At 54.6% G+C, this 18,449-nt stretch carries 14 protein-coding genes; 3 read left to right on the forward strand and 11 right to left on the reverse strand.

Going from position 1 to position 18,449, the window contains the following annotated elements; all coding sequences use genetic code 11:
- Positions 1 to 8: 8 nt before the first annotated feature.
- Positions 9 to 2,921 carry a M16 family metallopeptidase gene (locus ACFOWX_RS02120; protein ID WP_381420805.1) on the reverse strand — a complete coding sequence of 971 codons (2,913 nt, stop codon included), beginning with the start codon at positions 2,919 to 2,921 and terminating at the stop codon, positions 9 to 11.
- Between the two features lie 136 nt (positions 2,922 to 3,057).
- Entirely contained in the window at positions 3,058 to 5,208 is a 2,151-nt protein-coding gene (locus ACFOWX_RS02125) for a penicillin acylase family protein (RefSeq protein WP_381420807.1), read from the reverse strand.
- 157 nt (positions 5,209 to 5,365) lie between these two features.
- Between ACFOWX_RS02125 and clpB the strand changes: the two genes are divergently transcribed.
- Complete coding sequence (gene clpB / locus ACFOWX_RS02130; RefSeq protein ID WP_381420809.1) at positions 5,366 to 7,945, forward strand: ATP-dependent chaperone ClpB; 2,580 nt, start codon at positions 5,366 to 5,368, stop codon at positions 7,943 to 7,945.
- 8 nt (positions 7,946 to 7,953) lie between these two features.
- On the opposite strand, the gene ACFOWX_RS02135 is transcribed toward clpB, so the two are convergent.
- The gene (locus tag ACFOWX_RS02135; RefSeq protein ID WP_381420811.1) at positions 7,954 to 8,265 is read right to left on the reverse strand and encodes a hypothetical protein; all 312 of its coding nucleotides are present in this window, start codon (positions 8,263 to 8,265) and stop codon (positions 7,954 to 7,956) included.
- A 91-nt stretch (positions 8,266 to 8,356) separates the two neighbouring features.
- Positions 8,357 to 11,344, reverse strand: coding sequence for a TonB-dependent receptor plug domain-containing protein (locus ACFOWX_RS02140; RefSeq protein WP_381420813.1), 2,988 nt, complete (start codon positions 11,342 to 11,344; stop codon positions 8,357 to 8,359).
- A 324-nt stretch (positions 11,345 to 11,668) separates the two neighbouring features.
- Here ACFOWX_RS02140 and ACFOWX_RS02145 point away from each other — a divergent pair, with 324 nt between their 5' ends.
- Positions 11,669 to 12,190, forward strand: a complete 522-nt coding sequence (locus tag ACFOWX_RS02145) for a hypothetical protein (protein ID WP_381420815.1) — start codon at positions 11,669 to 11,671, stop codon at positions 12,188 to 12,190.
- A gap of 39 nt (positions 12,191 to 12,229) precedes the next feature.
- Here ACFOWX_RS02145 and ACFOWX_RS02150 read toward each other — a convergent pair whose 3' ends face one another.
- The 3 genes from ACFOWX_RS02150 to xseA form a co-directional block, all read right to left on the reverse strand.
- Positions 12,230 to 13,159 (reverse strand): M23 family metallopeptidase, encoded by a 930-nt coding sequence (locus ACFOWX_RS02150; protein WP_381420817.1) that lies wholly within the window; start codon positions 13,157 to 13,159, stop codon positions 12,230 to 12,232.
- Positions 13,156 to 13,356, reverse strand: a complete 201-nt coding sequence (locus ACFOWX_RS02155; RefSeq protein WP_381420819.1) for a DUF2093 domain-containing protein — start codon at positions 13,354 to 13,356, stop codon at positions 13,156 to 13,158. The genes ACFOWX_RS02150 and ACFOWX_RS02155 overlap by 4 nt, the downstream gene beginning before the upstream one ends.
- Before the next feature lie 63 nt (positions 13,357 to 13,419).
- Positions 13,420 to 14,883, reverse strand: a complete 1,464-nt coding sequence (gene xseA, locus ACFOWX_RS02160; protein ID WP_381420821.1) for an exodeoxyribonuclease VII large subunit — start codon at positions 14,881 to 14,883, stop codon at positions 13,420 to 13,422.
- A gap of 124 nt (positions 14,884 to 15,007) precedes the next feature.
- On the opposite strand from xseA, the gene purD reads away from it, so the two are divergent.
- Entirely contained in the window at positions 15,008 to 16,288 is a 1,281-nt protein-coding gene (gene purD / locus ACFOWX_RS02165) for a phosphoribosylamine--glycine ligase (protein WP_381420823.1), read from the forward strand.
- 15 nt (positions 16,289 to 16,303) lie between these two features.
- Here purD and ruvC read toward each other — a convergent pair whose 3' ends face one another.
- Genes ruvC through ACFOWX_RS02185 form a run of 4 tightly spaced genes read right to left on the reverse strand, consistent with a single transcriptional unit; the run spans position 16,304 to position 18,447 of the window.
- Positions 16,304 to 16,777 carry a crossover junction endodeoxyribonuclease RuvC gene (gene ruvC, locus ACFOWX_RS02170; RefSeq protein ID WP_381420825.1) on the reverse strand — a complete coding sequence of 158 codons (474 nt, stop codon included), beginning with the start codon at positions 16,775 to 16,777 and terminating at the stop codon, positions 16,304 to 16,306.
- A 34-nt stretch (positions 16,778 to 16,811) separates the two neighbouring features.
- A complete protein-coding gene (locus tag ACFOWX_RS02175) occupies positions 16,812 to 17,555 on the reverse strand; it encodes a YebC/PmpR family DNA-binding transcriptional regulator (RefSeq protein WP_381420827.1) in 744 nt (247 codons plus the stop codon).
- A 58-nt stretch (positions 17,556 to 17,613) separates the two neighbouring features.
- Positions 17,614 to 18,108 (reverse strand): GNAT family N-acetyltransferase, encoded by a 495-nt coding sequence (locus tag ACFOWX_RS02180; RefSeq protein WP_381420830.1) that lies wholly within the window; start codon positions 18,106 to 18,108, stop codon positions 17,614 to 17,616.
- A gap of 21 nt (positions 18,109 to 18,129) precedes the next feature.
- Complete coding sequence (locus ACFOWX_RS02185; RefSeq protein ID WP_381420832.1) at positions 18,130 to 18,447, reverse strand: heavy metal-binding domain-containing protein; 318 nt, start codon at positions 18,445 to 18,447, stop codon at positions 18,130 to 18,132.
- Positions 18,448 to 18,449: the final 2 nt, after the last annotated feature.

Consider the following 18,449-nt stretch of genomic DNA (forward strand, 5'->3'; position numbering starts at 1 on the left):
TGCCAGGATCATTCTTTATCCGCGGTGCTATCGGTAGCAGCTTCTGCAGCCATTTCAATTGGCAATCCCAATTTATCAAGCTGCGGTTTGACGGTTTCAGCGTCCCCGACCACCACAAATAACAGGTCGTTGGTCCGCAAATCGCCGCGTGCCGCAGCGTCAACATCAGCCGCTGTCATTGCCCGATATTTATCCGCGATTTTTTCATAATAATCATCAGGGCGTCCATAATTGACGATATTTTGCACACCGCCGAGCACATCAGCCGAAGTTTCAAAGCTGCCCGGTAATTCCCGGATGCTGCCATTGACGGTGCGCGTCAGCTCCGCCTCGGTAACGCCTTTATCAGTCAAAAAGGCATTAGAATCCTTCAACAATTCGGTGATCGAGTCTCCTGTCCGGTCAGCCTGCACCGGCGCATAAATCTGGAAACTGATCTGTTCCTTGCCAGACGTAATTTGACTGCCGACGCCGTAGGACCAATTTTTGGTTTCGCGCAAGTTGGTGTTCAGTCGGCTTAAGAAACTGCCGCCCAAAACGTCATTCGCCGCGCGCAATGTCACCAGATCATCGGAGCCTTTTTTGTCTATGACATGCGCAGCCACGATTACAGACTGCGGCGATTTCGGACGATTGACCAAAACAATGCGTGAAGTCTGCTCTGGAATTTTGACGTTAAAATTCTTCTGCGGGGCAGCGGTTTTGGGGGCGGCCCATTGTCCCAAACTTTTGTTCAATATCCGGCTTACCTCGGATAGGCTGGTATCCCCCACAACAAATACCTGCGCTTTGTCGGGGCGCAGCCATTTTTGGTGAAATGCAATCAAATCATCACGGCTGAGCTGTTTTACGACTTCGGCGTCGCCGGTCCCTGATGGCGGGGTGCCATAGGGGTGGTCCTTACCAAATAGCAGCGGCATCAACGTCCGAAACGCGAGCGGAAATGGCTCTGTCAATTCGGAGGATAACCGGTTGAGCTGCTGCGCGCGGACGCGTTCCAGCTCGGCGGGATCCATCGCTGGATTGCGGATCAAATCAGTGAGCAAATCGACCGATGCTTCCAAATTGGGTTTCAGCGCAAATAGCTGGAATATCGTATTGTCGCTGCTCGCCCGCGATGAAATATTCGCGCCCAGCCGCTCCTGCGCCTCGGCCAGTTGCACACTATTGAGCGTTTTTGTGCCTTCATCCATCAAGGACAGCATTAAAGATTGCGTGCCCAATGCGTCCTTTGGATCAGCGGCATAGCCGACGTCAAAACTGACTGCGACTTGCACAGCCGGAACCGCTGATCTTTTGGCAAAGAAAACCTCTATGCCATTGGCCAGTGTGGTCCGTTCAATATCAGGGAAATCGAGCGCCTGTAATGTGCCGACCTCAGGAAATTTCGAACGGTCGGCTCCTGTGTTGGCTATCGGCGTCTTTTGCGCTTTCGCATCATCCGGGCCGAAATAATATTCAGGGGTAAGCGCCCCAGCGCCAACAGCCATCGCTGGCGCTGTGATAAATCCGCCTCGATTTTCACCGCCTTCGGTGCGCTCTCCCGGCTCGACAATCAAAGAGAATACCGGGCGCGATAGCCATTTACGGGTCACTTGTTGGACCTGTTCTGGAGTGGTCGCTGCTGCCCGTTCCAGCTCAACCTTATATTCACCGATATTGTTTGAATAGAGTAGCCCCTCGGCCAACTTAGGCGCTTTGCCGCTGAACCCGCCCACTTGTTCCAGCCCGCGGATAGTCCCGGAAACATAAGTGGTTACCGCCCGCTGGAGCTCATCGTCGGTCGGACCTTTATTCAGGAAATCAGCGATCTGCTCATCAAGCTTGGCCGCCACCAAATTCGCATCCACGCCAGGTTTCACATCGGCATAAATGACAAATTGACCGCCTTGAGCAAAAATCTGTGCGTTTGCAGAAACATCAACGGCCACCTGCTGTTCGCGGACCAAGCTATTTTCCAGCCGAGAGCTGGCAAGGCCGCCCAAAACAGAACCCGCCATCGACAGCGGCAGGTAATCCGGATTATTGAGACCGGGCACGGCCCACATGCGGTAAATACGGGTCGTGGAGACCTGATCCTTTATCGTTTTGGACTTGGGCGCATCCAGTGTAGGCACATCGATATCCAGCGGCTTGATCGCGGGGCCGCTTGGAATATCGCCGAACCATTTGGTCACTTTTTCCTTGGCAGTGGCAAGGTCAATATCCCCCGCCAACACCAGCACCGCGTTATTAGGGCCGTAATTGTCGGTGAACCATTTTTTCACATCCTCAAGACTAGCCGAATCCAGGTCCGCCATCGAACCAATGGTGCTGTGGTGATAGGGGTGACCGGAAGGGTAGAGATTTTCGAGCTGCTCATATTCGGTGAGGCCAAAAGGCTGATTATCGCCCTGCCTTTTTTCATTTTGAACAACGCCGCGCTGAATATCCAGCTTCTCTTGCGTAACCGCACCGAGCAGATGCCCCATTCGGTCACTCTCCAAAAACAACGCGAGATCGAGAGCACCCGTCGGCACGGTTTCAAAATAATTGGTCCGGTCAAACCAAGTGGTGCCGTTCAGGTCGGTCGCGCCGACTTGTTGCAGCGGTTCAAATGTATCGCCTGGTGCGTTTTCACTGCCGTTAAACATGAGATGCTCAAACAAATGCGCAAATCCCGTTTTACCTTCGGGCTCGTTTTTCGATCCAACACGGTACCAGACTGACACGGCCACAATGGGTGCTTTGCGGTCGGTATGGACAATGACTTCCAGCCCGTTATCCAGCTTAAAATTCTCATAAGGAATATCGACCGCTTTGATCAGATCAGCCACAGGAGCGGCTTCGGCAGCAGCAGCCTGCGCCGTCTGCGCAGCAACCGGTATCGCGGTCAAGCTGGTTGCCGATAATAATAATGCAACGGATAATTTACGGATCATTGGACGCTCCCCGGCGGTGTTTATGATGGAACAAAATGGATGGCCGCAATGGTAAGGCCGCTCTGCCCGATATGCAGCGGTAAAGACCCAGCATGGTCAATATTTTCGACAAACGCCAACTTTACTGAACCAATCCTTATGGACGATAAACTCCCTTCCCGCTTTTTTTCGCCTGTGCCACTGCGTCTTCCCAAGCGAAATGCACGGGTTTGTAGCGTTTTTGCGAAAATAACTGCATCTGATCGGTGTAATGCGGCGAGGCAGGCCGGTTGGTTGCTGCGCCATAGGGCTGGAGCGAACGGCTTTCGACCTTGCCATTCGAATCCCATGTCACCAGCATGATGAAACTGTCGCCATGGCGCACCCGCATTTGGCCGTTATCCTGCGGGTCCCAAATGGTCGCAGCGCGCAATGTATCGGTGCCGCCAAAGGCTGGCATATTCACCTTGCCCCGGATCAACCTTTGGACATCACCCAGCGGCGGATCCAACCGACCGAAGTGGGTCATCAAATGGTCCGAAACCTCTTTCAAGCTGCTCCGTGGATCGGGCAGTTTGCGGCCATTATACGCGTCGCGTGCGGCCATATGAACCATGGCTTCGCCGATAGTGTCGGCTTTGTGGTTGCCGTCGCTGTTCCAATCCCATTGCCGCAGCAAATCCTGCGCCGATTGCAGCTGCGGGTCATCCGAGACATTAACCGATAGCAGCTGCTGCATCCACCCGCCGACAAAGCTGACCTTGCTATAGCCGGTGTCATATTTCATCGCCATCAACGCATCCGGCGTGATTTTCCCGTTCAGCGGCATCAGTTCCAAGGCCCGGATGATCCGATTTGTAGTGCGCGCCTCAATGCCCATTTCCTGAGGGAAATCAGACCGGTCCAGTTCAGACCCCTTGCCCGCCGCAAGGAAAGGCGTGTTATTGGCGTTGATAACAAAGCCGGACCGCGGATTAACGATCTTCGGGATAGCATCCCAGCTGCGGGTTTCGGTCCATATCAAATCGCTGCGATTGCCGGGTAATGTGCGATTATAGTCAAAGCCGGGTTTCCGGTCGGGATGCAGAGCGTAATAGTAATAGGCGATGGTGCCGCTTTTATCTGCATAAATAAAATTGGTGGCGGGCGTCCCACCAATTTGCATCGCCTTTTCCCATTCACCATGGTTCGTCGCTTTTTGTACCCGAAAATATTGTTCCAGCGCCTTGATATTATCCATGCCAGCATAGCGGATCGCAAAAGCGCCTTTCGCATTTTTGATCACCGGCCCATGTTTGCTGCGATATATCTGGCGCGGAACTGGAAGCGTAAATGGTCCCATTTTGACGGGGAGCCAAATTCGTTTGGTGTCTAACTTTTCCCATTTTCCGTCGATCTGGTAATGGGTTCCCGCCTCATTCATCTCCAACTTATACACGTCGATCAAATCGGGTTGATTGACCGTATTCGTCCAACCCAAATCACGGTTATGGCCCAGCAAAACGAAAGGCGATCCAGGGAATAGCGCGCCTGCCATATTCAGCCCCTCACCCGAATGGATCACCGCCTCATACCATGCAACGCCGCCTTCATAAGGTTGGTGCGAATTGGAAATAAGCCATGTTTTGCCATCGCTCATTCGCTGGGGTGCAACCGCCCAAGCATTGGAACCGTTCATTTCCGGATCGCTGCCAGTAGGGGACAGCATCGCAGCCTTCTTGCCCAGTTTCTCCACCGGCCTGTCGGTCGGCTCTTCATCTTTGACCAGCTTTTCAATCGTATTGTTCAGTCCATAGAAAAACGGTGCGCGCAGCACAAATCCGGTGGCAATGTCTTTGCCATTTACGGGAAACAACCCGGATAGACGTAATTCATCTGGATGCTTATCCGCATAATGATTTAATCCGGCGGCATAACCGTCAAGAACCAGCCGGACATCGGCGGGGATTTCCTTATATTTGCGGTCTACGGTGTCCCGTACGTTGAGCATATGGGCGGCAAAATCAATCGCGGCTCCATCCTGCCCCAACATGGCTCCTGCCCGGCCACGGGTCATCGCAACAACCTCTTGCAGCACCGGAAAATCATCCTCGGCATGGGCATAGGCCAGCCCATAGGCGGTATCGGCATCGCTTTGCCCATAGACATGCGGCACGCCAAATTCATCACGGGCTATTTGAACGTCATAGGTCCGCTCGGGCGGCGGCGCGGCGGCGGTAACCGTGAAAGGCTCCCAAAATGCAAGGCCGGCAGCTACGGTGCACAACAAAATCAACAGGCCGCCACCTATGCGCTTAAACCATTTCATTCCGCTCTCCTCTGCCCATGGCGTCGCACAAAGGTCAACTCCCGGCAACCCATTTTCATCCCCGCCTCTTGTGTGATAAATATGCAACATTACATAAGTTGAAAGCTTCCCTATTTTGGTAAAAGGCCGGGGAGCGCCGAAAGATAAGGACCCACATATGAATCTTGAGAAATTCACTGACCGTGCGAAAGGATTTTTGCAAAGCGCGCAAACAGTCGCCATCCGGATGAACCATCAACGCATCTCGCCCGAGCATCTGCTTAAAGCGCTGCTGGAGGATGAACAAGGTATGGCAGCCGGGCTGATCGCCAAAGCGGGTGGTGATGCGAAAGCAGCGGCAACCGGGACCGACGCTGCGCTTGCCAAAATACCATCGGTTTCAGGCAGCGGGGCGCAGCAAACCCCCGGGCTCGACAATGATGCAGTGCGGGTGCTCGATAGCGCCGAAACCATCGCTGAAAAAGCAGGGGACAGCTATGTCACGGTTGAGCGGCTGTTGCTTGCCCTGTTACTGGCCAAAAGCACGGCGGCGGGCAAAGCGCTATCCGATGCGAATGTGACAGCCGAAGCATTAAACGCAGCGATCAACGCGCTTCGCGGCGGCCGGACCGCCGACACGCAAGGTGCCGAAGATCGGTATGATGCCCTGAAAAAATTTGCCCGCGACCTGACCGAGGTGGCCCGCGAGGGAAAACTCGATCCGGTCATTGGCCGGGATGAAGAAATCCGCCGCACGGTGCAAATCTTGGCGCGGCGGACGAAGAATAACCCGGTGCTAATCGGTGAGCCAGGCGTCGGTAAAACCGCGATTGCCGAGGGGCTGGCGCTGCGCATTGCCAACGGCGATGTCCCCGATAGCCTGAAAGACCGCAAGTTAATGGCGCTCGACATGGGTTCGCTTATTGCCGGCGCGAAATATCGCGGGGAGTTTGAAGAAAGACTGAAAGGCGTTCTGGATGAGGTGAAGCAGGGTGAAGGCGACATCATCCTGTTCATTGACGAAATGCATACATTGGTTGGTGCAGGGAAAGGCGAAGGGGCAATGGATGCGTCCAACCTGCTGAAACCCGCATTGGCGCGGGGCGAGCTCCACTGCATTGGCGCAACCACACTGGATGAATATCAAAAACATGTCGAAAAAGACCCCGCATTGCAGCGCCGGTTTCAGCCGGTATTTGTTGGCGAACCGACTGTCGAGGATACGGTCAGCATTTTACGCGGCCTGAAAGAAAAATATGAACTGCATCACGGCGTGCGGATCACCGATGCTGCATTGGTATCGGCAGCAACCTTGTCCCATCGATATATTGCCGACCGGTTCCTGCCCGATAAAGCCATCGACCTGATGGATGAGGCAGCGTCGCGTATTCGGATGGAGGTCGAATCAAAACCCGAAGAAATCGAAACGCTCGACCGGAAAATCATTCAGATGAAAATCGAGAGAGAGGCGCTGTCGAAAGAAAGCGACAATGCGTCCAAGGACCGGTTGAATACGCTCGAAGGTGAGCTCGCCAATTTGGAGCAGAAATCGGCGGAATTGACGCAGCGCTGGCAAGCCGAAAAAGACAAAATAGCAGGTGAAGCGAAGATCAAGGAAGAGCTTGACGCCGCGCGGATCGCATTGGAGCAAGCGCAGCGCGCCGGTGACCTCGCCAAAGCGGGTGAGCTGCAATATGGTGCGATTCCCGGCCTTGAAAAAAGGCTCGCCGAGGCCGGTATTCAGACCGCAGGCGCGATGCTGCGCGAAGAAGTAACGCCGGAAGACATTGCCTCTGTTGTCGCCAAATGGACCGGCATTCCGGTTGAAAAAATGTTGCAGGGTGAACGCGACAAATTGCTCAAAATGGAAGACTGGATCGGCAAACGGGTGATTGGCCAAAAAGATGCGGTGGACGCCGTGTCCAAAGCCGTACGTCGCAGCCGTGCCGGTTTGCAGGATCCAAACCGCCCGCTCGGCAGCTTCCTGTTCCTTGGCCCGACCGGCGTGGGCAAAACCGAGCTGACCAAATCGCTCGCTGCATTCTTATTCGATGATGACAGCGCGATGGTACGTATCGACATGAGCGAATTTATGGAAAAGCACAGCGTATCACGCCTGATCGGTGCGCCTCCCGGCTATGTCGGTTATGACGAAGGCGGCGTGTTAACAGAGGCCGTCCGGCGGCGTCCCTATCAGGTTGTTTTGTTTGATGAGGTTGAAAAAGCGCACGGCGATGTGTTCAACATCTTGCTGCAAGTGCTCGACGATGGGCGGCTAACCGATGGACAGGGGCGGACGGTGGATTTTTCCAATACACTGATTATCCTGACGTCCAATTTGGGTAGCCAGCATCTGGCGGCGCTGGGTGACGGCGAAGATGTGTCAAAGGCCGAGCCAGCGGTGATGGACAGTGTGCGCGCGCATTTTCGCCCTGAATTCCTGAACCGCTTGGACGAAATCGTATTGTTCCACCGGCTCGCGCCCGAACATATGGCCCCCATTGTCGATATTCAGGTAAAGCGGGTGCAGAAATTGCTGGCTGACCGGAAAATCACCTTGGACCTGACCGAAAAGGCCCGTGAATGGATTGGCCGGGTAGGCTATGACCCCGTCTATGGCGCACGCCCGCTCAAACGCGCGATCCAACGCCATTTACAAGACCCGCTGGCCGACATGCTGCTGCGCGGTGAAGTGCCCGACGGTTCGGTCGTCAAAGTCGAGGAAGGCGACGGGGCGTTGGTGCTTAGGGTCAAGTGATGGCGGCGTTAGTTGCCTTGATTGGGCCGTGAAGTGCCCGATTCAACCATGTCGCGCGCCATAGCGTTGCCATCTCGGGAAACTTCTGCCCATTGCTTATTGGTCAAACAGACACGCCGCTTCTTCGCGTTCGAACCCAGCACAGGTTCGGTGCGACACCGAACATAGTCGGGATGTTTTCGATCGGTTATCTTTTTCGATTTTTCGGCGGTGCTAGATGCAGGCGGGCTATCAGTCGTTTCAGTCGCCGCAACATTAGCGGAAGATAGAGAAAAAACCAAAGTCGCCGCTAAGCCGGCAATGATTACATCACGCGTCATTTATAATCCCCAAAAAGTATGATCCCATAATAAAAAAGGAGCGCTGCAAATGCAACGCCCCTTTTTTTATCGGCTTTAAGCCAATTTGGATTTAGAAACGGAATTTAACCGATGCGGCATAACGACGACCAAGGGCGTCATATGTCGATGGATAAACGTTTCCGCTATTGAATGCGGTGGTACCAATATCAGAACCAACAACCTTGGGCAAACTATCAAACAAGTTGCGTACGGTCAGCGTAAAGGTAACCGCGTCGGTGATATTCCATTGGCCAGTCAGGTCGAAATAATGCTTCGCCCCAATGCTGCGGAAATCAGGCTCAATCAAGCAACCACCGTCATCGGCACCATTGAAATCTGGGCATTCTTGATCATCGACAGCCAGCAATGCTCCATTCACGTCGCGGTTTGCGCGTTCCGCAGCTGCGACGTCTTCAGCGAATTGAAGCGGCTCATATTGAACAGCATCAATGTAACGCCACAAGAGCGAGAGACGGAAATCATCTCCGAAATCAAGCGACGTCCGCTGCGTGAAACCAAATTCTGGTTGGATTGATGCACAGTTGACGCTGTAGAAACCAACGCAGTTGCGATCAACACCACCCGGAATCGAGCGGAAGACATTTTTGTTTGTCCAAGTACCGTCAAACGACAGCGACAGGCCGAGATTGTCGGTCAAATCCGTCTTATAGCGCAAGCTTAAATCGATACCGTCGGTTGAATAAAAGCCGCGGTTGGTAAGCGGCAAATCGAGACCCGGCGTGTCATCTGGCGAACCGCTGAGGCTGCCATCGAGCGGGTTACGGCGGATGCGTGTGCATTCTGGATCAGTCGCACTTGCGGCCGACAGATTGTTGAAGCACACACCAATCGCATCACCAGGTGTTGGTGTCGAGATCGCGTCTTTAATAACAATGTTAAAATAGTCGACCGTCATCGAGAAGCCTGGAAGAAACTCTGGCTCTACCAAAGCACCAATGGTCCAAGTTGTCGCTTTTTCAACACCTAGATTTTGATTACCGCCTGTGGTGACGTTAATCTGACCGGCTACTGGTGGTTCAATTTCGCCGATGGAGTCAGCAGGCGCACCTTGTGCCAAGCATACGGCTTCCAACTGAGCATTGTTTACTGGCGCTGAACCCTGACATGGGTCGAAGCCAAAGTTGTCCAAGCTGGTTGATACCGGGGTAAACAATTCGCCAACGTTTGGTGCACGGGTACTGCGCTGATAGTTGCCACGGATGGTGAACCAATCAAGCGGGGTCAACGTACCACCCGCTTTCCAAGTGAACTCGCCGCCCGAAATCGAATAGTCAGAATAACGCGCGCCCAGATCGATTGTAGCAATGCTGAACAACGGAATGCTGAGTTCGCCGAAAGCGTCGTATACGTTATATCCGCCGCTAATGTCCGGAGCAGCACCGCCGCCGCCAACAACCGCGCCTGGAGTTTGCGATGCTTCATCGCTCAAACGCGTTGCGGTATATTTGCGATATTCGCCGCCCACGGCAAAGGCGATTGGCTCATCACCAAAGCCAAAGCCCAGATCACCGGAAACCGTACCGTTGGCAGTTGCCAAAGTGGTTGTGTTGATCACTTGCTGCGTTTGACCAAAGGAAAATCCAATTTGATCGGGCGTGATCGAACCGGCTAGTCCGAACAGGTTCAGAGGAACGCATCCGTTGCTTGAATCAACGCAAGAGCCATCGGGCAGGTTCAAAATTGCCTGTTGAATGCGCGAGAGGCGGCCATAACCCGATTGACGTTCGATCCGCTCCGATTCGCCATAACCTGCCGAAAAATCCCAGGAGATATTGTCGGAAATGTCACCGCGAAGGCCAGCCATCACGTTGAAAAGTTGCGTTGTGTAGGCCGAATCGCGTGTACCTGTCTCAACCGTACGGCGGCGAACCGACGCTTGGAAGGTTTGGTAGTCAGGGTTAGCCGAACCGTCGGGCAGCGTAGGCCCAAATGGCGTATTCAGAGCAGCGGTACATTGTGCCGGGGTTAAAACACCGGCACCAGCACAGATTTGGTTGCCAATCGTGTCGTTAATGAACGGGCTGTTATAGTTGAATGTGTAGGTGTTAAAGAACGATCCACCCGGCGCGATCTTCGTTGAAACCGTCTGTTTGGAGAACATCGCCTGCGTGTATACTTCAACAGCGTCAGAAACTTCATAACGCGCTGCGCTGAAAACGTTGAAGCGTTCAAACGGGGTTTGGAAAATGTTGAAAGGGTTAAAGTTAAATGGGCGGTCAAACGGCCCAACGGACAGTCCATCCTCGGTTATCTGACCGCTGATCGGACCACGAATGTTGGCTGGAACCGAGTTGGACGAGCCGCCTGGTGCTCCAGTGAAAGAACCAATGTTAAATTCCGAAAATTCACGGTCGCCTTGGAATACAGTATCTTGCTCTTGATATCCAATGCTCAAAATCGCGTTGCCGCGGCCATCGTCGAAATTGGCGCCAATGGTGATGTCGGCGCGCAATTGATTGCCATCACCGCGCTCGGTTAAGCCATTGCTAATTTCAGCTTCCAATCCAGCGAAATTACGCTTGGTGACGAAGTTGACAACGCCAGTGATCGCATCAGCACCATAAGTGGTAGTTGCACCACCGGTCAAAATATCGGTTCGCTCAATTACGGCCAAAGGAATGATGTTCAAGTCAACGATGCCGTTGGAATCGGCGGGCACAACGCGGCGTCCGTCAAGCAAAACCAGGTTGCGGTTTGCACCAAGGCCACGAAGGTCGACGAAAGACGCACCGCCATTACCGTTGTTCACGGCAGAACCAATGCTAGGAACCGCACCGGGCAGTTCGCGCAGGAAGGTCTCAGCTGTGTTGGTTTGACGCAGAGACAATTCCTCCGAAGTCACAACACCAACTGGGCTTGAAAGCTCCAGATTTGGGTTTTGAATGCGCGACCCAGTAACGACAATCGCATCTTCTTCAACTGCAGTGGTTTCATCTGCTGCAGAATCTTGCGCAAAAGAAGGTGTTGCGATCAGCGCTAGGCCGATTGCCATCGGCGCGGCGGCATATTTGAATTTGCTAATACGGGTGTTTTTCACTGTATCCAGCCCCTTAATCTAAGTTGCCCAAGCCAAAATGTAACTACATTACGGCCTCAAGCTTATTGTAAATATTTCCCTGCTTTTCAGAGTGATAACCAAAATGGCGCATACCATACGGTGTTCAGTTGAAACTGACAGGTTGCCGCTTGTTAGGCGTTTTTACCTGTTTCGTGCAAGGAAATGGACCAATAGATCGCAGAATATTCCGGCTTGTAACTTTTTTGTCACAGTCGATTTGGTCGGCCCTTTCGCAAAAGACTTGAGTCAGAGTTGCGGTCGAGCCATGATGTCGCCATTTAATCGTTACAGGGAGACATACCGATGCTTGTTCGCGCGATATTTATGCCAGCTTTTTTGCTTTATACTGCGCCGCTGTTGGCCCAAAATGGGGCAGATTTGAAAGCACCGTCGGTTTTTACTGATCTCATCAATTGCAAATCGATTGAAAATGCGCAGGAACGGCTCGCCTGTTACGATCAAAAAGTCGATAGCCTCGACAAAGCGCAACAAAATGAAGATATTATCGTCACCGATAAAGAGGCGGTGCAAGATGCAAAAAAGGGCCTATTTGGTTTCAGTCTGCCGAAGTTAAAAATATTCGGGAAAGAGGGCGATACGCAGCTCGAAGAATTGGTCTCAACGATAAAATCTGCCCACCAAGATCGCAGTGGCAAATGGACGTTCGTTTTAGAAGATGGCGCGGAGTGGCAACAGATAGATTCAGAAATACCTCGTCGTGATCCCAAAGCCGGGATGGAGGTTAAGATACGCAAAGCGTCCCTTGGCAGCTATTTTGTCAACGTCGAAGGCCGCCGGGCCATCCGAATGCGACGGATCGGTTGATCTGTTTTCGGCTGAATTGGCTCGTCCAGAATCTCAAACTTACCGCGCGGGCAAAATCAGCTTTGGATCGACTCGCGCATCATTCCATTTCATCCCCCAATGCAGGTGCGGCCCGGTTGCTCGTCCGGTCACGCCGACTTTGCCAATCACTTGGCCTTGCTTAACGACATCGCCATTTTTGACGAGTAATTCGCTGCAATGCAGGAATGCACTATTCAGTCCCATGCCGTGATCAATCATCAACAAATTGCCTTCCAGCGTGAATGGCGACTCGGCCGCCAATATCACCACCCCGTCGGCGGGCGCGACAAACGGCGTGCCGTTGGCGGCGGCGATGTCCATGCCGCCATGATAGGTGCCAGGTTTGCCCTGATAGATTCGCTGCGCCCCGAAAAGACCCGATAGGCGGCCCTGCACAGGCCAGATAAATTCCTGTCGCCAGCCATCACTGTCATTGCTTTGCGTCCGGGCGGCGGCGATCTGCGCCAATTCGGCTCCGCGCCTGCGCTGAAATTCCTCGCTGGATTTTGCCCCGCCGCGATAGGGTGCATTGATATATTCTAAACGCCAATCACCGCCCGCGACCATCAACTCCTTTGTCACTTTGCCGCCACCAGTTAGGTCAGCGGTCAGCATCAAAGTGGCCGGGGCATCTCGGTCAAAACCCAGCAGAAAGAATCCATCCGGCGCAGCAGCGACGAGTTTGCCGTCAAAGCGGATATTGGTCGCGCCGGTTGGCGCTCGTCCTAATATGACCGCGCCTTGTACCGGTTCAGATGCCAGCCAAAATGCGCTGCGCGAAACTTCGCCGGGTTCGGCTTCTGCAGCAACGCTGCTTACCGGGGCCGCTGCCGCTGCGGCCACTTGCTCTGCGGCTGCACTTTTTGCAGGCGGTGAGGCAGTGCAATTGGCGGCAGCGGCCATGGATAGCACCGCAAACACGCTCATTCCCTTGCCAAAAGCCATCATTTATCCAGCATCGCCTGCGCAGCGGCTTCTGCGCTTGCATAAGGCTCTTGCCGCGCTACGCTCCAATAGCGCAGATCCTCAAGCTCAATACGCTGGCCACTTGCAGCACAAATGACATGGTCGCCCGCGGCGAGCATACGGTAATTATTGGCCATATAATGCAGTTTGGCCAGACGGTTCCGGTTTGACATCAACATGATCCCTGTATGCCTCAGCCAATCTGAACTGGCAATGTAGGAGTATCGGGCAAAGCCAAAAAATCAGCCGAAGAGATCTGCTTGACCAGCGGCAGGCGGCTTTTTGGTTGATTTTCGGGCAGCTTGTTTGGGTGGCTGTCCAGCGGGCGGAGCGGCGGGCTTTTCGGTCCCGTCCACCCGTGCGCCCATTTCACCATCGGCAAAGCGCAGCGTGAAATGCCCTGCGGCTTGCGCAGCTTCGCGGGTCATCACGGTTTTGCCTGCGCCATCGGTTACCCGGGCGAACCCCCGCCGGAGCGGTGCCTCCGGGTGCAGGCTGGCCAGCAAACGCTGCGCAGCGTTTAGGCGCTGTTGCCCTTGGTCCAATCGGTTTTGCAGCAGCGACAGCGACAAGCGGGCGCTGCTTAACTGCGCTTGCTTTGTATCTAATGACCGTTCCAATAGCCGGGGGGTAAGCGCCCGGGCCATGGGCATATAGGCAATCGCTGCATTCGATATTCTGCGTTCCAACGCGCGCTGCATCCGCTCGCCCAATTCATCGGCGCGTTGCTGCTGCGGGGCGGTTAATTCCGTTAATTTAGGAAGCAGTCGCCGCTGCGCTTCCAGCCGCTCTGCCGCATGGGCCAATGTGCGGCGTGTCGCCCGGTCAAGCCGGAGGGCATTTTGGCCAACCCGGTCCAATAGCTCGCTGCGCACAGGCACCGCCATCTCGGCGGCGGCAGTAGGCGTTGGGGCGCGCAAATCGGCGGCAAAATCGCATAAGCTGGTGTCGGTTTCATGCCCCACCGCAGAAATGACTGGTATCCTACACTCAGCCACCGCGCGGACCACGGCTTCTTCGTTAAAGGCCCATAAATCCTCGATCGAACCGCCGCCCCGCGCGACAATTAACACATCCGGACGAGGGACCGGGCCGCCGTCATCTATCGCCGAAAATCCGTTTATCGCTCCGGCAATCTGTCCAGCCGCTTGTTCACCTTGAACCAATACCGGCCATATGATGACATGGCTGGGAAAGCGGTCGTTCAACCGGTGTAATATGTCCCGGATCACTGCGCCAGTGGGCGAGGTTACGACACCGATCACTTTGGGTATCGCCGGGATCGGGCGTTTTCGCTGCGGATCAAACAGGCCCTCAGCGGCAAGCCGGGCCTTCAGCTTTTCGAACAGAACGGCGAGCGCACCTTCGCCTGCCAATTCCATCTGGTCAGCTACGATCTGATATTTTGACCGCCCGGCATAAGTGGTTAGCTTTCCAGTCAGCACCACTTCCAACCCGTCTTCGGGCGCGAAAGGGAGGCGGCCAGCGTTGCCTTTCCACATTACTCCGTCGAGAACCGCATTTTCGTCCTTCAGCCCAAAATATAAATGACCCGAAGCGGCGCGTTTATAACCCGTCAGCTCACCGCGCACACGCACATATCCGAATTGATCCTCGACCGCCCGCTTGAGCGAGTTGGACAATTCAGATACGCTCAGCGCCTGCGCATTATCTCCAGCGCGATTTTCGGCGATTATTTTCGTCATGGTCCGGCAGGTGATAGGAAATTGTCCGGCAGCTTACAATTGATTGTTCACAATACTTGACCTTATGCACAATTTCGCGTCAGGAGCCGGGCGGTATGACTAGAAGGAAAGGCTGTATTACACCATGAATATCCTCCTCATCGGTTCGGGCGGACGCGAACATGCGCTGGCCTGGAAATTGTCGCGCTCCCCCTTATGTGATCAGCTTTTCGCCGCGCCGGGCAATCCCGGAATAGCCGAGGATGCGGCGTTGGCCGGCTTGGATATTGCCGACCATGACGCGGTCGCCGCTTTTTGCAGTGACAAGGATATTGGTTTGGTTGTTGTCGGCCCTGAAGCGCCGCTGGTCGGTGGTCTGGGTGATTATTTGCGCAGCGCGGGATTTGCAGTTTTCGGACCCGATAAAGCCCCCGCGCAGCTTGAAGGGTCGAAAGGCTTCACGAAGGATCTATGCACCCGTGCCAGCATCCCCACCGCTGGATATTCGCGCCATAGCGACAAAGCCTCGGCGCTGGCGGCGCTCGCCGATTTCGGCCTTCCTGTGGTTATTAAGGCCGATGGGCTGGCCGCCGGGAAAGGCGTGATTATTGCCGAAAATCAGGAGCAGGCCGAGGCCGCGATTGACGATATGTTTGGCGGCGGCTTTGGCGATGCCGGCGCGGAGCTTGTGCTGGAAGAATTTATGACCGGCGAAGAAGCGAGCTTTTTCGCATTAACCGACGGCAGCGCCATTGTCGCCTTTAGCAGTGCGCAGGATCATAAGCGAGTGGGTGAAGGCGATACCGGCCCCAATACCGGCGGCATGGGTGCCTATTCACCCGCGCCTGTGTTGACCGCAGAATTGGAACAGCAGGTCATGGAGCGGATCATCCAGCCGACCGTCGAGACGCTCAGCAAGGAAGGTATGCCCTATAACGGCGTATTATTCGCCGGGTTGATGCTAACCGAGGACGGGCCAAAACTGATCGAATATAATTGCCGTTTTGGTGACCCCGAATGTCAGGTGTTGATGATGCGTTATCAAGGCGATCTTGCCGCGCTTATGCTCGCGGTGGCAACAGGAAAATTGGCGACAGCGAGTAAGCCGGAATTTGATCGCATCACCGCACTCACCGTGGTTATGGCGGCAAATGGCTACCCGGGCACACCCGAAAAAGGGGGCGTTATATCGGGTCTTATCCAGCCCAAAGATGGTAAGATTTTTCACGCCGGAACAGCGGTTCAAAATAACCAGCTTGTCGCCAATGGCGGTCGGGTGCTCAATGTCACTGCAACCGGAGCGAATGTTACCGAGGCCCAGAAAGCCGCCTATGCCCTGGTGGATCAGATTGATTTCCCGTCCGGCTTTTGCCGCCGCGACATTGGCTGGCGCGAAGTTGAACGCGAAGCGCAGCCAGCTGGTTAGGGTTAGGGCCTTCGCTCAGCGCCCGCCCAAATGGGCATGGGTAATCGCCACGGCAAGCGCATCGGCGGCATCATGCCCGGCCAGCTTCACCCCCGGCAGTAATATTGCAAGCATCGCCTGAACCTGCTGTTTTTCGGCATTGCCAACGCCGACTACCGCCTTTTTTACGAGCCGCGTCGCATATTCCGCCACGGGCACCCCGCCGCGTGACGCGCCCAGCAGAACAACGCCGCGCGCCTGCCCCAGCTTCAGCGTGCTCTGCGGGTTCTTGTTCACAAACACCTCCTCCACCGCGACCGCGTCGGGCGTATAACCGATCAGAATGTCTTTCAATTCGAGATCAAGCTGCAACAGCCGCGATGGTAGGGGCATTTTGGCGTCGGTTTTTATCTGCCCATTGGCGATATGCGACAACCGGTTACCGTCGGCACGGATCACGCCCCAACCGGTACAGGCAAGGCCGGGATCAAGACCAAGGATTATAGGCATTTAGGCAAACTCCCCCAAACAGGGGCGGCCAAATTCAACCCAGCTTCTCCATAATCTCATCGCGAATGTCATAATTGCCCCAAACGGTCTGGACATCATCATCATCTTCCAGCGCGTCGATCAGCTTGAGCAAAGTCGCAGCGTCTTTTTCATCCACTTGCGTCGTTAAATGCGGCTTCCAAACAAGCTTCACCTCGTCGGCTTCGCCCAAATCAGCCTGCAACTTACCCGATACTTCGTGCAAATCTTCCATGCTGGTGAAAATTTCATGGGCATCGTCACTGCTGTTAATGTCGGTCGCGCCGGCCTCCAATGCAGCCATCAGAACATCATCTTCGCTGCCCACGGACGCCGGATATAGGATCAGGCCAACCCGGTCGAAACCATGCGCCACCGCGCCCGATGCCGCCAAGTTTCCACCATTTTTGCTGAATGCCGTGCGGACATTGGTCGCGCTGCGATTGCGGTTGTCGGTGAGCGCCTCGACAATGATCGCTGTGCCGCCGGGGCCATAGCCTTCATAGCGCACTTCTTCATAATTTTCATCATCGCCGCCCGATGCTTTATCAATCGCCCGTTGAATATTATCCTTGGGCATCGACTGCGCTTTGGCCGCATTGATCGCGAGCCGCAAACGCGGGTTCATGTCCGGATCGGGCAAACCCATTTTTGCCGCAACCGTTATCTCGCGCGACAGCTTGGAAAAAAGATTGGACCGCTTCTTATCCTGCGCGCCCTTGCGGTGTTTGATATTTGCAAATTTGGAATGGCCTGCCATGGCTCTCTTCTTTTCGGCTAAGTGAATTTGAGCGCGTCCCTTACATCAGGCGGCTCACTTAAAGCAAGCGCTGCCACTTGCTAACGTCACGCCAACCGTCCATTTTCCATCCGACTTCGCGGTAGACACCAACCGGCGAAAATCCGGCGGCTTTATGCAGGGCAATGCTGGCGGCGTTGGGCAAAGCAATTCCAGCGAATACCGCATGGATATGCCGGGCTTTCAGCTTGGCAAAAAGCGCGGTGTAAAGCTTCCGCCCGATACCTTGCCTTGCGTAAGCCGCATCCACACAAATCGCGAGATCGGCTGAAGTGGCATAGGCTTCACGCTCGCGGTGCGGTGACCCGTAAGCATAGCCCGCAATCGCGCCGCCCATGTCCGCAACCAGCCATGCGTGCGAGGTGCCATAGGCTAAAATGCGCCGCGCCATTTCGGCTTCATTGGGGGGATCAATTTCGAAACTGATCCAATTGTCGGTTACAAAAGGCGCGTAGATTTCCGCGCAGCGTGCGGCGTCCTTTGCCTGTGCACCGCGAATATTCAGGTTTGCCATCCGCACCTCCAATATTTGGGATCAAATTACAACCGCCGTGCCGGTGACACTAACCATCAGCATGGATCCGGCTTTGCCCAAGACTTCATAGTCGACATCGACGCCGATGACAGCGTTGGCTCCGAGCTTTGCGGCGCGGGCTTGCATCTCGTACATCGCATCGTTGCGGGCCTTGCCAAGCACAGCTTCGTATTTCCCGCTGCGTCCGCCAAAAATATCGGTGACGCTGGCAAAAATATCGCGCACGACATTGGCCCCGGCAATCACCTCGCCTGTTACAACGCCGAGATATTCTTTCACGGGCCGGTCATCGAGGCTGCTGGTGGTTGATACGATCATCG

Source organism: Sphingorhabdus arenilitoris, assembly GCF_042651485.1.
GTDB classification, from domain to species: Bacteria; Pseudomonadota; Alphaproteobacteria; order Sphingomonadales; family Sphingomonadaceae; genus Sphingorhabdus_B; species Sphingorhabdus_B arenilitoris.

Coding starts and splice junctions, on each gene's coding strand:
- ACFOWX_RS02120 (WP_381420805.1), bottom strand. CDS start 2,921: ATGATCCGTAAATTATCCGTTGCATTATTATTATCGGCAACCAGCTTG.
- ACFOWX_RS02125 (WP_381420807.1), bottom strand. CDS start 5,208: ATGAAATGGTTTAAGCGCATAGGTGGCGGCCTGTTGATTTTGTTGTGC.
- clpB (WP_381420809.1), top strand. CDS start 5,366: ATGAATCTTGAGAAATTCACTGACCGTGCGAAAGGATTTTTGCAAAGC.
- ACFOWX_RS02135 (WP_381420811.1), bottom strand. CDS start 8,265: ATGACGCGTGATGTAATCATTGCCGGCTTAGCGGCGACTTTGGTTTTT.
- ACFOWX_RS02145 (WP_381420815.1), top strand. CDS start 11,669: ATGCTTGTTCGCGCGATATTTATGCCAGCTTTTTTGCTTTATACTGCG.
- ACFOWX_RS02150 (WP_381420817.1), bottom strand. CDS start 13,159: ATGATGGCTTTTGGCAAGGGAATGAGCGTGTTTGCGGTGCTATCCATG.
- ACFOWX_RS02155 (WP_381420819.1), bottom strand. CDS start 13,356: ATGTTGATGTCAAACCGGAACCGTCTGGCCAAACTGCATTATATGGCC.
- xseA (WP_381420821.1), bottom strand. CDS start 14,883: ATGACGAAAATAATCGCCGAAAATCGCGCTGGAGATAATGCGCAGGCG.
- purD (WP_381420823.1), top strand. CDS start 15,008: ATGAATATCCTCCTCATCGGTTCGGGCGGACGCGAACATGCGCTGGCC.
- ruvC (WP_381420825.1), bottom strand. CDS start 16,777: ATGCCTATAATCCTTGGTCTTGATCCCGGCCTTGCCTGTACCGGTTGG.
- ACFOWX_RS02175 (WP_381420827.1), bottom strand. CDS start 17,555: ATGGCAGGCCATTCCAAATTTGCAAATATCAAACACCGCAAGGGCGCG.
- ACFOWX_RS02180 (WP_381420830.1), bottom strand. CDS start 18,108: ATGGCAAACCTGAATATTCGCGGTGCACAGGCAAAGGACGCCGCACGC.
- ACFOWX_RS02185 (WP_381420832.1), bottom strand. CDS start 18,447: ATGATCGTATCAACCACCAGCAGCCTCGATGACCGGCCCGTGAAAGAA.